11 protein-coding genes are annotated in these 13,918 nt (G+C 69.8%); 6 read left to right on the plus strand and 5 right to left on the minus strand.

Features of this window, described 5'->3' with window-relative positions:
- Nucleotides 1-8 precede the first annotated feature (8 nt).
- Nucleotides 9-1,337: an ABC transporter substrate-binding protein gene (locus tag IW249_RS18020; protein WP_196921818.1), complete on the minus strand. Its 1,329-nt coding sequence runs from the start codon at nucleotides 1,335-1,337 to the stop codon at nucleotides 9-11.
- Nucleotides 1,338-1,619: 282 nt separating this feature from the next.
- Here IW249_RS18020 and IW249_RS18025 point away from each other — a divergent pair, with 282 nt between their 5' ends.
- From IW249_RS18025 to IW249_RS18040, 4 genes are all read left to right on the plus strand, one after another.
- On the plus strand, nucleotides 1,620-3,611 hold the full coding sequence (locus IW249_RS18025; RefSeq protein WP_196921819.1) for a beta-galactosidase: 1,992 nt from the start codon (nucleotides 1,620-1,622) through the stop codon (nucleotides 3,609-3,611).
- 37 nt (nucleotides 3,612-3,648) lie between these two features.
- Complete coding sequence (locus tag IW249_RS18030) at nucleotides 3,649-4,425, plus strand: DeoR/GlpR family DNA-binding transcription regulator (RefSeq protein WP_196921820.1); 777 nt, start codon at nucleotides 3,649-3,651, stop codon at nucleotides 4,423-4,425.
- 72 nt (nucleotides 4,426-4,497) lie between these two features.
- Entirely contained in the window at nucleotides 4,498-4,986 is a 489-nt protein-coding gene (locus IW249_RS18035; protein WP_196921821.1) for a hypothetical protein, read from the plus strand.
- A gap of 282 nt (nucleotides 4,987-5,268) precedes the next feature.
- Nucleotides 5,269-6,216 (plus strand): sporulation protein, encoded by a 948-nt coding sequence (locus IW249_RS18040; protein WP_196921822.1) that lies wholly within the window; start codon nucleotides 5,269-5,271, stop codon nucleotides 6,214-6,216.
- A gap of 67 nt (nucleotides 6,217-6,283) precedes the next feature.
- Here IW249_RS18040 and IW249_RS18045 read toward each other — a convergent pair whose 3' ends face one another.
- A complete protein-coding gene (locus tag IW249_RS18045) occupies nucleotides 6,284-6,658 on the minus strand; it encodes a hypothetical protein (RefSeq protein ID WP_231392564.1) in 375 nt (124 codons plus the stop codon).
- Nucleotides 6,659-6,836: 178 nt separating this feature from the next.
- Nucleotides 6,837-8,879 (minus strand): glycerophosphodiester phosphodiesterase family protein, encoded by a 2,043-nt coding sequence (locus IW249_RS34300; RefSeq protein ID WP_307788620.1) that lies wholly within the window; start codon nucleotides 8,877-8,879, stop codon nucleotides 6,837-6,839.
- A 191-nt stretch (nucleotides 8,880-9,070) separates the two neighbouring features.
- Between IW249_RS34300 and IW249_RS18055 the strand changes: the two genes are divergently transcribed.
- Nucleotides 9,071-9,490 carry a hypothetical protein gene (locus IW249_RS18055; protein ID WP_196921823.1) on the plus strand — a complete coding sequence of 140 codons (420 nt, stop codon included), beginning with the start codon at nucleotides 9,071-9,073 and terminating at the stop codon, nucleotides 9,488-9,490.
- 85 nt (nucleotides 9,491-9,575) lie between these two features.
- On the opposite strand, the gene IW249_RS18060 is transcribed toward IW249_RS18055, so the two are convergent.
- Nucleotides 9,576-11,870 carry a HelD family protein gene (locus tag IW249_RS18060; protein ID WP_196921824.1) on the minus strand — a complete coding sequence of 765 codons (2,295 nt, stop codon included), beginning with the start codon at nucleotides 11,868-11,870 and terminating at the stop codon, nucleotides 9,576-9,578.
- Between the two features lie 146 nt (nucleotides 11,871-12,016).
- Here IW249_RS18060 and IW249_RS18065 point away from each other — a divergent pair, with 146 nt between their 5' ends.
- On the plus strand, nucleotides 12,017-12,643 hold the full coding sequence (locus tag IW249_RS18065) for an SGNH/GDSL hydrolase family protein (RefSeq protein ID WP_196921825.1): 627 nt from the start codon (nucleotides 12,017-12,019) through the stop codon (nucleotides 12,641-12,643).
- Between the two features lie 69 nt (nucleotides 12,644-12,712).
- Here the strand turns inward: IW249_RS18065 and IW249_RS18070 are convergent, their stop codons facing one another.
- On the minus strand, nucleotides 12,713-13,843 hold the full coding sequence (locus tag IW249_RS18070) for a LolA family protein (RefSeq protein WP_196921826.1): 1,131 nt from the start codon (nucleotides 13,841-13,843) through the stop codon (nucleotides 12,713-12,715).
- Between the last annotated feature and the right edge of the window lie 75 nt (nucleotides 13,844-13,918).

The raw sequence follows: 13,918 nt of genomic DNA on the forward strand, positions 1-13,918 counted from the left end.
TTCCGCCGTCAGTCAGTGAAGATCGACTTCTTCTGGTTCTCGATGGACGAGGTGAGACCGTCGATGTCCTTGGGGTTCTTGATGAACTGCTGGAGCGCCGGGATCATCACCGTGGAGGCGAAGTCCGGCCGGGTGTCCCGGTCGAGGAACTGGGCGATCTCGGTGGCCGACCCGACCAGTTCGGCGGCCTTCTTCTGCAGCGCGGTGTAGCCGCCGACGTCCGCGCCACTGTTGGCGACCAGGACGGCCGGGTCGTTCTTGAGGTTGATGTCCGCGGCGGCCTTGCCACCGAAGTACTCCAGCAGCTTGCGCGCGCTGTCCTCGTTCTTGGGCTTGCGGGCCATCATGTAGCCGTCGATCGGGGCGTCCAGCGCCTTCGCGCCGATGGCCGGGTCGATCTCGGGGAAGGTGAAGAAGTCGAGGTCGTCCTGCTCGTCGTTGCTGAACTGCTGACCGACGAAGAGGCCCAGCAGGTACATGCCGCTCTTCTTCTGCTGCAACGACTGCGCGGCCTCCTGCCAGGTGCGGCCGAGGCTGTCCGTCTGGTGCAGGGGGAGCAGGCCGGCCCAGGTGTCGAAGACCTTCTTGACCTTGTCGGAGGTCCAGGCCTCCTTGCCGGCCATCAGGTCGACGTGGAACTGGTAGCCGTTGATGCGCAGGTTGAGGATGTCGAAGGTGCCCATCGCCGGCCAGCCGTCCTTGTCGGCGAAGGCGATGGGGGTGAGGCCGTCCTTCTTCATCTGCTCGCCGAGCGCGGTGAACTGGTCCAGGGTGGTGGGCACCTGGTAGCCGTGCTGCTGCCACACCGACTTGCGGTAGAAGACCGCCCACGGGTAATACGTCGCCGGCACGAAGTACTGCTTGCCGTCGTCGCCGGTGGATGCCTTCTTGAAGGCGTCGGAGTAGCCGGAGAGCTTGCCCCACACGTCACTGATGTCGCTGGCCAGGCCCTTCTGCGCGAAGAAGCGCATCCGGTAGCCGGCGAACCAGGTGAACACGTCGTCCGGCTTGCCCTGTAGGTAATTGTTGATGTTCTCCTGGAACGTGTTGTGGTCGACCGTATTGATCGCGACCTGCACGCCGGACGAGGTCTTGAAGCCGTCGGTGACCTTGACCAGGACGTCCTTCGGCTTCGGGTCGGACTGGTTCGAGCCGAGCGAAACGTCCTTGCTGGACCCGCCGGAGCCGGAGTCGTCGCCGCAGCCGGCGAGCAGTCCGGTGCCGAGCAGCGCGCCCGTGCCGGCCGCGCCGGCCAGCAACGATCGACGGTTGATGCCGGCGACTGAGGGCGGTACGAGCCGAGCCAGGTACTCGGCTTGGGATTGGGGACGGGACATCTGTGCCTCCTGCGGATGAGAAGGAGCTACGCCCAAGGGCCTCAGGGTGGTGAAGGCAGGTCCAGCGTCGTGATCACACATTGAGATCCACCGAGAATCCACATTGGCGAACACGAACGGCCATTGGGGCCTCAAGCTACCCTGCGGTCAGTGGCTGTCAAGAGGGCAGAACGCCTCTGATAACCCAGTCGTGACACGGCCGTTACCAGGTAAACGTTGGAAAGATCCTCGATGTTGGAACCTGTTGACTTCGGTACGCCAGCGGGTGCACCCTCAGCTGTCATGCGGCGATGGCAGGGTGACAGCATCTATTTCGGCGGCGACTACAACCCGGAGCAGTGGCCCGAGGAAACCTGGTCCGAGGACATCGACCTGATGCGCCAGGCCGGGGTCAACCTGGTCTCCGTCGGCATCTTCTCCTGGGCGCTGCTGGAGCCCACCCCGGGGCGGTTCGAGTTCGGCTGGCTGGACCGGGTACTGGACCTGCTGCACGACGGCGGCATCCAGGTCGACCTGGCCACCGCCACGGCCAGCCCGCCGCCGTGGTTGGCCCGCGCGCACCCGGAGACGCTGCCCCGCCGGGCCGACGGCGCGATCCTCTGGCCCGGTGGACGACAGGCGTACTGCCCCAGCTCACCGGTGTTCCGCGAACGGTCGCTGGAGCTGGTACGCGCTGTCGCCGGCCGGTACGCCGAGCACCCCGCCGTGGTGATGTGGCACGTCTCCAACGAACTGGGCTGCCACAACGCGCATTGCTACTGCGACGTCAGCGCCGAGGCGTTCCGCCGATGGCTGCGGGAGCGCTACGGCGACCTGGACCGGCTCAACGACGCCTGGGGCACCGCGTTCTGGAGTCAGCGCTACGGCGACTGGGCCGAGATCAACCCACCCCGCACGGTGACGGCCTTCGCCAACCCCACGCAGCAGCTCGACTTCCTGCGCTTCTCCTCCGACGAGCTGCGCGCCCAACTGCGCGCCGAACGTGAGGTCCTGAAGACGCTGGTCCGCCAGCCGATCACCACCAACTTCATGATCGGCATGGGCGTCAAGCACATGGACTACCAGTCCTGGGCCGACGATGTGGACCTGGTATCCAACGACCACTACCTGACCGCCGCCGACCCGCAGGCGCACCTCGGTCTGTCGCTCGCCGCCGACCACACCCGGGGCGTCGCCGGCCGCGACCCGTGGCTGCTGATGGAGCACTCCACCAGCGCCGTCCAATGGCAGCCGCGCAACGTGGCCAAGCTGCCCGGGCAACTGCGCCGTAACAGCCTCGCGCACGTCGCCCGCGGCGCCGACGGGGTGCTCTTCTTCCAGTGGCGTGCCTCCCGGGCCGGCGCGGAAAAGTTCCACTCCGCGCTGGTCCCGCACGCCGGGCCGGACACCAAGGTGTTCCGCGAGGTCTGCCAGCTCGGCGCGGACCTCAAGGCCCTCGCTGAGGTACGCGGCAGTCGGGTGGACGCCGACGTGGCGATCCTGTTCGACTGGGAGGCGTGGTGGGGTGTCGAGTTGGATTCGCACCCCAGCGTCGACGTCACCTACACCGACCGGCTCAAGGCCCTGTACGACTCGCTCTGGCGGGCCGGCGTGACGGCCGACATCGTCCACCCGTCGACCGACCTCAGCGGCTACCGGCTGGTCCTCGTGCCGACCCTCTACCTGGTCCGGGACGCCGACGTCGCCGCGCTGCACCGCTACGTCGAGGCCGGAGGCACGGCGGCGGTCACCTACTTCAGCGGCATCGTCGACGCCAACGACCACATCCGGCTCGGCGGCTACCCGGGCGCGTTCCGGAAGTTGCTCGGCGTCCGGACCGAGGAGTTCTTCCCGCTGCGCGACGGCGAGCAGGTCAACCTCGACGACGGCAGCACCGCCGACGTGTGGACCGAGTGGGTGCACCCCGACGGCGCCGAGGTGCTCGCCTCGTACACCGATGGGCCCTTGCCGGGCGTGCCGGCGCTGACCCGGCACCCGGTCGGCGCGGGCGCCGCCTGGTACGTCGGCACCCGGCTGGACGAGCCGGCCACCGATCGGCTGGTGGCCCGGCTGCTCGCCGAGGCCGGCGTCCGCCCGGCGGCGTCGGCGCCGACCGGGGTGGAGGTGGTCCGCCGCCGCGACGGCGACCGGACCTGGCTTTTCGCGATCAACCACACCGACACCGAGGTACGCCTGCCGGCGCACGGCGTGGAGCTGTTGACCGGAGGACACTGCACCGGTGAGCTGGCAGTGCCGGCCGGTGAGGTGGCGGTGGTCCGTGAGGATCGGACCTGATTCTGACGACAGTCACGGCGCGAAGGAGGTTCCCCCCATGCTCGCCCAGCAGCGGCAGACCGCCATCCTCGATCTGATCCGCCAACGCGGCGGGGTGCGGGTGAGTCACCTGGTCAGTCGGTTCGGCGTGTCCGACATGACGATCCGGCGTGACCTGGAGGTGTTGGCCGAGCGCGGCCTGGTCGACAAGGTGCACGGTGGCGCGACCCTCGCCGGGCCGGGCTCAGCCGAGGAACCCGGCTTCGCCGCGAAGTCGATCCGCCAGCAGGCGGAGAAACGGGCCATCGCCGAGCGGGCGGCGACGATGGTGGAGCCGGGGATGGCCATCGCGCTGTCCGCCGGCACCACCACCGCCGCGCTTGCCACGCTGCTCTCCGACGTACGCGGCCTGACCGTGGTGACAAACTCGATCCCGGTGGCCGACGCGCTCTATCAGAACCCGCGCGCCGACCAGACAGTCGTGTTGACCGGCGGCATCCGCACCCCCTCGGACGCGTTGACCGGGCCGGTGGCCGAGGCGGCGATCAGTGCGCTCAACGTCGACCTGCTGTTCCTCGGTGTGCACGGCCTCAGCCCACGGACCGGTTTCACCACACCCAACCTGCTGGAAGCCGGAGTCAACCGCTGCCTCATCGGCGCGGCCCGCCGGCTCGTGGTGCTCGCCGACCACACCAAGTGGGAGACGATCGGCATCGCCACCATCGCCCCGCTGGAGGCCGCCGACGTGCTCATCACCGACCGGGGGCTGCCGAGCGAGGCACGCACCACGATCGGCGAACAGGTCGGCGAACTGGTCATCGTGGAACCCGACTGACCATGCGTCCTCGTCGGACGACCCGCACGCCCACCCCTCCGGCGGTCAGGACTCGAACAAGGGAGCACGGCCATGATTGCGGTCAAGGTGCTACTCGCTGCGATCACCGTCGTGGCCCTGGCCCTCGTCGGGATGCTGAGTTGGGTGGCCGGCGTGTGGCCCGCCGACCAGACCCGGGCGACAGTCGATCACTGCTATGTGACCCACGATCGGCTGGAGGCCATGCACAGCCGGTGCGTCGGCAACTGGACCCGCAGCGGCCGCGGGCAGCAGGGGCCGATCCACGGCGTCGACGTCCAGGAGTCCTGGAAGGTCATCAACGACGAGCCCAACAGTGCGTACGAGTGGGAGGTGGTCGTCCCGGCCTCGGCTCGACAGCCACGCGTACTCGCCGACACCCGGCAGGCATGGACGTTGTCGCCGCGTGCCCTGCCCTGGGGTCTCGTCCCCGCCGGCCTCGTGGCGCTGCTGGCCGCCCTCGCCTGGTTGATCACCGCGACGGTCAAGGCGTCGAGGTCGGCGCATGGCGTGCCGGCCGGCTCGAGCGCCACGCCCGCCTGACAGCACGCATGCCGTACGGGCTGCCGGACCTGGGCCCTAGTGGTCGTTGATTTCGCGCCCTGATGCGTGATCGACTCGGGTTCACGGAAGTCGGGGTGTCCAGGTCACCGGGACACCCGGGTTTTCAGGAACCCGTGTCGATCAAGCGCGACGCCGGCGCACCGACGCCGGCGCCGCGGGCACGGGCGCTTCACAGCCACCTCACAGGGGTGCTGGATAGGGTGCCGTTCGAGTCAACGTCCGACTCCAGCCTGGAGCGGTCGGCGTCGCACAGGAGTTCCGATGGTCTTCAAGAAGATGTTGAGCGCGTTCGGTGTGGGCGGTCCCAGCGTGGACACCGTGCTGACCAACCCCAACACCCGGCCCGGCCTGACCCTCGACGGGCAGGTCAACCTCGTCGGTGGCGACGCTGAGGCAGCCATCGAGCAGGTGGTGATCGGCCTGGTCACCCGGGTCGAGGTCGAGGGACACGACACCGAGTACGCGGGCACGATGGAGTTCCACCGCATGGCGGTCAGTGGTCCGCTCCAGCTCGCCCCGAAGCAGCAGCTCTCGATCCCGTTCCAACTGCCGGTGCCGTGGGAGACCCCGATCACCGACGTGTACGGCCAGCGCCTGCACGGCATGACGATGGGTCTGCGCACCGAGCTGGCGATCGCCCGCGCGGTCGACAAGAGCGACCTGGACCAGGTGGCGGTGCACCCGCTGCCGGTGCACGAGCGGATCCTGGAGGCGTTCCAGCGGCTCGGTTTCCGGTTCAAGCACGCCGACCTGGAGCGTGGTCACATCCGGGGCGTGCAGCAGACGCTGCCGTTCTACCAGGAGATTGAGTTCTTCGCGTCGCCGCAGTACGCGAACTCGATCAACGAGGTGGAGCTGACCTTCGTGACCAGCCAGCGCGGTGTCGAGGTCATCCTGGAGTGTGACAAGCGCGGCGGGTTCCTCAGCGCCGGGCACGACGCGTTCGGTCGCTACCAGGTGGCGCACACCGACGCCGACCGGGTGGACTGGGCGCAGGTCGTCGACGGTTGGCTGCGCGAGACGACGTCCCGCTACGGCAGCCTCCGCTCGCAGTACGGCCCGAGCCACGGTCATGGTCGCGGCCGCGGGCACGGCATGGGCGGCATGGTGGCCGGGGCGGCGCTCGGCGTCGCGGGCGGCATGGTCGCCGGCGAGATGATCGAGGACGCGTTCGAGGGCGACTTCGGCGACTTCGGCGGCGACGAGTAAGCGGTCCACAAACGACGACAGTGGCCTCCGGGATGCTCCCGGAGGCCACTGTTCTACGCGTGACGCGTCAGTGCTTGTTGCGTTCCCGGCCGGACCGGCGCGCGGAGCCAGCCTTCGACAGACCACGGCTGACCAGGTAACCACCGGTCAGAATGGTCAGGAACAGCCACGCCTGGTTCGGGTTGTTGATGTTCAGCCCGTTGGCGGTGGTGCCCTTCCAGAACGCGGCGATCACCACGAGCGCGACCGCGGCGGCATAGACCCAGAATTCCGTCGTCAGGAACGCCTGCTTGGTCTCCGTACCCGGCGACGGCATCGGGTCTCGATGCCCGTCCCGCATGGACGGCATCTGCTGGGTCGGCATGTCCCGCATCGACGCGGGATTCTGCGGATCGTTCATGGGCCGGTTCATCGGCCGGGTGGAAGCAGCCTGCGTGCTCATCTGGTCCTCCTCAGGATGCGATGAGTCGTACCTGCATTCCCTCGCCCCGCTACCGCGTGTCGGCCACGGCACGGTTCGCTTTCGTGGCGGGGACAACCCCCGACTACCCGAGGCCCCCGAGCAGGTAACACCGATCGCCGGCCGGAAAAATCCGGCCGGCGATCGGGTGGGAGACGGGTCAGCGCAGGCCGTTGCGGGTCGCCACGCTCACCAGAAGGTCCGGGTCGTCGGTGATGATGCCGTCGACGCCGAGGTCGATGACCCGCTGCATCACCGTCGCGTCGTCGACGGTGTACGGGATCACCTTCAGGTCGTACCGCGTCTGGAGGGTCCGAACGTCCGGTCCGTGGAAGTATGCCGGGTTCTCCCGCAGGTACCAGTCGGTCGAGGTGACAGTGCCCTGGTTCGGGTCGTGCACCTGCCAGTTGGCGGACACCGTGCCGGCGCCCGCGGCCCGGGTCAGCTTGCCGAGGTCCTGGTACTTCCACCAGTCCAGCCCACCGGTCCACGGGCTCTTCACCGACGGGTTGCCGTAGACCGCCTCCAGCGAGCACTCGTCGGCGAGGGTCGTGCACTCGGCCGGACCGTACTGCCAGACCAGGCCGACAGTGCCGATCCGCCGGTCGAGCTGCCGGGCGTACGTGATGGTGCGCCAGTCGAACGACTGGATGGTGGCCCGACTGGTGAAGCCGGCCCGCTGGATTGCGTCAACGAGCTTGCGGGTGAAGCTGCGGTACGGCTCGGTGTCGTTCACCACCGGGCTGATCTTCGTCTCGATGTTCATTCCGATGTCGGTGCGGCCACTCGCCTTCACCAGGGCGAAGACCTCGTCCAGGGTCGGGATCCGGGCACCGGGTGCGGGCACCTGGGCGGGCAGTTCGGGCAGTGTCTTCGTGCCGCAGTCGACGGTCTTGAGCTGCGCCAGGGTCAGCTCGTGCACCGGCTTGCCCACGTACGGGAACTTCCGGTCTCCGGGGCGCACCGGGGCGGTGTCGATGCAGTGCGAGCCGTTGACCGTGCGATCGTGCAGCACCACGAGCTTGCCGTCGGCTGTCACGTTGGTGTCCAGCTCCAGGGTGGAGATGGCCCGGTTGGCGAGCGCGTTCGCGAACGCCGGCAGGGTGTTCTCCGGCCGGGTGGCCCGACCACCCCGGTGCGCCTGGATGTCGAACGGCGCGGTGTACGCCTTCGGCAGCCGGTAACCGCGCTGCGCCAGCAGGCCACGCAACCGGTCCGGGTAGTCGGTGATGATGCCGTCCACGCCGTCGTCGATCAGCTTGGTCATGGTCGGCACGTCGTCGACAGTCCACGGAATCACCTTGATCCCGTAGCGGTGCGCCTGGGCGACCATTTCCTTCGTGACGTACGGCTTGTAGCCCGGGTCGGTGACCGTGCCGTTCTGCGGCATGCCGTGCACCGGCGAGAAGGCGCTGGCGCCGAAGCTGCGGATCGCCTTGATCGGGTCGCCGCCGAAGTCGTCGATGTCCAGCCCGCCCAGCCACGGCGAGGCACCCGGCTGACCGGTCTGGAGGAAGTCGTAGTTGGTCAGGGCGACAAGCGGCAGCTTCGGCTCGACCTGACGCATGCGCATCAGCGCGCCCCAGTCGAAGCTCTGGATGGTGACCTGCTTGAGCAGCCCGGCGGCGCGGATCTCGGCCGCGGTCACCCGGACGAACTGCTCGCGGGGGGCGGTCTCGCTCGGCGCGCCCGCCTCCACCTTGGTCTCGACGTTGAGCTTCACGTCCTTCGCCCGGTAGCGGTTGACCAGCGCGAAGACCTCACGCAGCAGCGGCATCCGGGCACCGGGGACGGCGAGCTGGCCGGGCTTGTCGGACAGCGTCTTCGAGCCGCAGTCGAGCGAGCGCACCTGGGCCAGGCTGAGCGTGTTGATGTACTTCCCGACGTACGGGAACTCCGGGTCGCCGGGCGTCACCGGGCTGGTGTCGACGCACTTGGCACCACTGATCTTGCGGTCGTGGGTGACGACGGCCTGGCCGTCCTCGGTGATCTGCACGTCCAGTTCGAGGGTGGTCACCCCGAGTTGGAGGGCGTTGCCGAAGGAGGCGAGGGTGTTCTCCACCCGCAGCCCGAGGCCACCCCGGTGGGCCTGCACGTCGAATGTCCGGTCCGGTCGCGGCTTCGCCTGGGCGGGCACCGCGAGCCCGGTCGTCACCGTCGCGGCCACCAGGGCCGCGACGGCGGTACGGCGTACTGTGCGCACGCTGTCATCCCCTCCTGCCGGCGGGCATCTCCCACCGGTCGCGGGACAGCATGGACATCTCGGACTGCGGGCAGGCGGCCAGCGGGCGGCGTCACGGTGAACCGCCGGGTACGACCTCCCGGTCACGCCGGGTTTGGCCGGCCGGTGGCCGGGCACGCAGTCAGTTCGACAGCTTCTGCGAGGTGATGGACGTGCGTGAGGACGACATGCGGCAGGACGCCGCCCGCGAGGCCGAGGATCGGATCGCCGGCGGCGTGTACGGCAAGGGCGCCCTCGACGAGGTGACGCTGCCCCGCACCGATGTGGAGAGTCAGATCCAGCGCGATGACCCGTTCGATCCGGCGAAGGAACGGATCGACCCACAGGTGTTGCGCGACGGTGGCCCCGTCGGCGGGCAGGGTGCGGTGACCACCACCGGTGGCACCGCCGGGCCGGCGAGCGTACGTCGGGTGGCCCGGCAGCCGGAGCGACACCCCGGCACTGTCGCACCGACCACGACCGGCGATGCCACCACCGGTGGCCTCAGCACCCCGATGGGCGGTGGCACCAGCGACCAGTCCACCTCCGCAACCGGCCCAGCAAAGTCCACAAGGGACAAATCCACCGACTAACCCACCCACCTGCCCCCTTGGCAGCGTGATCATGAGGTTGACGTGGCTGTGGAAGATCACAGTCCACGTCAACCTCATGATCGACTTAGCGGGTGGGGCGGAGGATGCCCAGGCGTTGGGTTGCGCGGGTCAGGGCTACGTACAGGTCGCTGCGTCCGCGGGGGGACTCGGCCAGCATCCGGTCCGGGTCGACCACCAGCACCGAGTCGAACTCCAACCCCTTGGCCTGCGCGACGGTCAGCACCACCACCCGGCTCTCCAGCTCCGGATGCTCACCGACGGCGGCTTCGGGCAGGGCGGCGGTCACCGCCTCGCCCAACTCGCCCACCCGGCCGGCCGGCACGAGCACCCCGAGTCGACCCTCGGTCAACCCGGCCACCTCCCGGCTGGCCTCGGCGACCAACTCCGCCGCCAACCGCCCGTCGGGCACCGTCCGGTCCCACGGCGGTACGCCGCTCTCCCGCACCGAGCGCGGCGGCCGCAGCGTCGGGTCGATCTCGGCCAGTACGTCGGCGGCGACCGCCATGATCTCGGCAGGGGTGCGGTAGCTGACAGTCAGCTCGGTGAGCCGCCACCGCTGCTCCACGTACGGGGCGAGGGCCTCCGACCAGGACGGCGTGCCGCTGAGCGCACCGGTCTGTGCCACATCCCCGACGATCGTCATGGACCGACTCGGGCAGCGGCGCATCAGCAGCCGCCAGGCCATCGGCGACAGCTCCTGTGCCTCGTCCACGATGACGTGACCGAACGCCCAGGTGCGGTCGGCGGCGGCCCGCTGCGCCGTGGTCAGCCGGTCGGCCTCCTCCTGCCGTTCCAGCAGCCGATCCGCGTCGATCAGGTCGGTCACGCCCAGGATCTCACCGCCCTCGGCCTCGTCCTCGACGTCGATCGAGCGGGAACCCCGGGCGATCTCCAGCACGCCCTCGGCGTACTCCCGTTCCATCATCCGGATCCGGTCCCGCCGGGCGGCGGCGGCGCGTTCGTCCTCGCCGAGCAGTTCGGCGGCCTCGTCCAGCAGCGGGACGTCGGCCGGCGTCCAGCCGCCGCGCTCGCGGCGCAGCAGCGCCCGCTCGTCCTCGCTGAGCATCGGTGCGGCGGCGGCGATCCGGTCCGGGTCGGCGTACAGGTCGGCGAGCAGTCGCTGCGGGGTGAGCACCGGCCACAGCTGGTCGAGGGCGGCCTGGATCTCCGTCTCCTCGCGCAGCTCACGGCGGATCTCGGCCCGGTCGGCCTCGTCGAGGAGGTTGTCCCCGCCGAGCGGGTCGGCGCCGATGCGTTCGGCCACCTGCTCGGCGAGCGCGTGCACGATCTCCACGTCGAACAGCGCGCGGGCCAGGTTGTGCGGCCGGTCGGCGCGGCGGACCCGGTCCCGGGCGGCGCGCACGATCTCCGGGTCGAGGGTCAGCGTCTCCCGCTCGACCTCGATCTCCAGCGGCTCGTCCGGCACCCACTGCCGGTCCTGTACGGCCAGCGCCAACACCTCGGCCAGCACCCCCCGGCCCTTGAGCGCCGCGGTCTCGGCCGGCTCGGTCCGTTGGGCGCTCACCCCGGGAAAGAGATCACCCTGGGTACGCAGCAGCACGCCGGTCTCGGCCAGCGTCGGCAGCACCTGGGAGATGTAGCGCAGGAAGGTCGCGTTCGGGCCGACCAGCAGCACGCCGCGGCTGGAGAGTTCCCGGCGGTGCGTGTAGAGCAGGTACGCCGCCCGGTGCAGCGCGACAGCGGTCTTGCCGGTGCCGGGGCCGCCCTGGACCACCATGACGCCCGGGAGTTCCGCCCGGATGACCTCATCCTGTTCGGCCTGGATGGTCTCGACGATGTCGCGCATCCGGCCGGTACGGCCCGCGTTGAGCGCGGCGAGCAGCGAAGCCTCACCGGTCAGCTCCTCGTGGCCGCCGGGGGAGGCGGTGTCGATGTCGAGCACCTCGTCGTTGAGCCCGGTCACCTTGCGCTGCCGGGTGCGGAGGTGCCGACGACGGCGTACGCCCTGGGGGTTCGCGGCGGTGGCGAGGTAGAACGGGCGGGCGGCGGGGGCCCGCCAGTCCATCAGCAACGGGTCGTAGTCCCCACTGGTGTCGAAGATGCCGATCCGGCCGATGTAGCGGCGGGAGTCGTCGTCGCCGTCGAGACGGCCGAAGCAGAGCCCGTTCTCCACGGCGGAGAACTGTTCGACCTGATCGGCGTACATCGCTACCGAGCTGTCGCGCTGTGAGCGGTCCTGGAGGGTGCCGCCGGTGTTGTGCAGCTCGGCGGTGAGCCGGTGGGCGGCCTGCTCACGCAGCTCGTCCAGCCGGTTGTAGAGCATCGAGACGTACTCCTGCTCGCGACCGGTCTCGTCGTCGAGCGGCAATTCGCCGGAACCGCCGGAGTGCCTTGACAAGCCGTCTCCCTAAAGATTAGAATCCTTTGCAGGAACGGCTTTTAGCCGTTCTTTTTTGTGCCTTCGAACTGTTGAAGATAGCGCGTTCCGCCGGTTCTCACCAAGCCGGGCGGTCCGGCGCGCCGGTGATCGCGAGGTGGCGGCGGATGATCCTGCGGACCGGGCAACGGGTGGTCTTCATCGGGGACAGCATCACCGATTGTGGTCGACGCGACGTCGCCGCGCCCTACGGCAGCGGATATGTGAGCCTCGTGCGCGCCCTGGTCGACGCGCGGCACCCCGAGTTGGAGCTGGAGTGGGTCAACCGGGGTGTGGGCGGCGACACGGTGCGGGACCTGGCCGCCCGCTGGGACGACGATGCCATCGCCGAGCGCCCCGACTGGCTCGCGGTGATGATCGGCATCAACGACATCTGGCGGCACTACGGCGACCGGCCGGATGAGGCAGTCGGCATCGAGGAGTACGAGCGCACCCTGCGTGACCTGCTCCGTCGGGCGGTCGCCGCGACCGGCTGCCGACTGATCCTTGGTGACCCGTTCTTCATCGAGCCGGACCGGAGCGTCCCGCAACGCGCCGACACCGACCGGTACGCGGCGGTCGTGGCGGGGCTGGCCACCGAGTTCGACGCGGTGCACGTGGCCAACCAGGCGGCGTTCGACCGGGTGCTAACGGTGAGTCCGGCGACGCGCTGGGCCGACGACCGGGTCCACCCGCACCTGCCCGGCCACGCGGTCCTCGCCGACGCGTACCTCACCGCCCTCAGTGTCTCCTGAGCTTGGCCTGACCACAGGGAAGCGCCGGGCCGACCGTCAGGTCGACCCGGCGCGATCAGCGCGGAGATCTCAGCCGCGGGCAGCCTGGTAGAGCCGCTCCGGAGTGACGGCTCCGGCGAGCACCCGGCCGTCATCGGTGAGCAGCACGCTGAACAGCTTGCTGGTGAGGAGCCGACCGCTGCCCCAGTCGCCACTGACCGCCGGCAGCCCGCCGAGCAGCTTCGACATGTCGACGTCCGGCGCGGAGCCGCCCGGTGCCGCAGCCGGCTTCGCGGGGGTCTTCCGGTCGGCGTTGGCGCCGTCGAGGCGGCCGACCAGCACTGTCGTCCAGCCGGTGCCTACGGCGCGCACCTGCGGGTCACCCTTCGGTTCGGCGTGGCCGGGCTTACCGGCGGCCGGCCGCTCGGCCTTCTCCTCGTCGACCGTCACACCGGGCGGCGGGTTGAAGGTGAACTGGTCGGCGTCCGGGCGGCGGTAGTCGACCTGGGTGAAGGCCACCTCGAACGCCGGCCGGTCGCTGCCCTTCGCGAGCACCTCGAAGCGCAGCGGCACGTGCTGCTTGGCGTCGATGGCGATCCGCAGCTGATGTACCAGAGAGTCACCGTCGCGCGGCTGGAGCACCAACTCGTATGCGTCCTGGCCGGCGACTGTCGCGGACCGGCCGACGCTGACCTCGGTGCTCGGGTCGATCGCGCCCAACGCCAGGTCGGCGGCCTGCTGCGGGGTGGCCGGCAGGCTCGCTGCCGGTTCGGGGGCCGGCTTCCAGGCCCCGGCGTCGTCGCCCAGCGTGCGGTGGGTGGCGGTGTTGCCGCGGCTCTGCCAGGTCCACAGGTCCTGGCCGTTGCGGATGATGTCCTGCTCACCCAGGGTGTCCATCAGCGCGACCCGCTGCTTGTCCGGCCCGGAATACCAGACCCGCAGGGTGTGGGTGCCGGTCAGCAGGGTGGTCAGCTCGTTGCCGGGAATCAGCCCGACGAGGGGCGGCAGACCGAGATCGGCGCGTTGCACAACGGTCCCGGACAGCCCCTCCAGTCGGGATGTCTGTAGGTCGACCAGGAGCTGAGCGGCGGTTCGGGGCGGCAGGCTCGGCTCGGCCTCGGCGGCGAACGTGCCGATCGCCGCGCCTCCGCCGATGACGGCGACGGCCGCGGTGGCCGGGACCAGCCAACGAAGGACGGGACGGCTTCTCAGGACGGACATGGTGGCACCTCCTGGGGCCATCCTGCCCCCTCCGTGCTGTGAACGCGCTGAGGACACCGAACCGCGCCCTTTGAC

Source organism: Micromonospora vinacea (assembly GCF_015751785.1).
In the GTDB taxonomy this organism is placed as follows: domain Bacteria; phylum Actinomycetota; class Actinomycetes; order Mycobacteriales; family Micromonosporaceae; genus Micromonospora; species Micromonospora vinacea.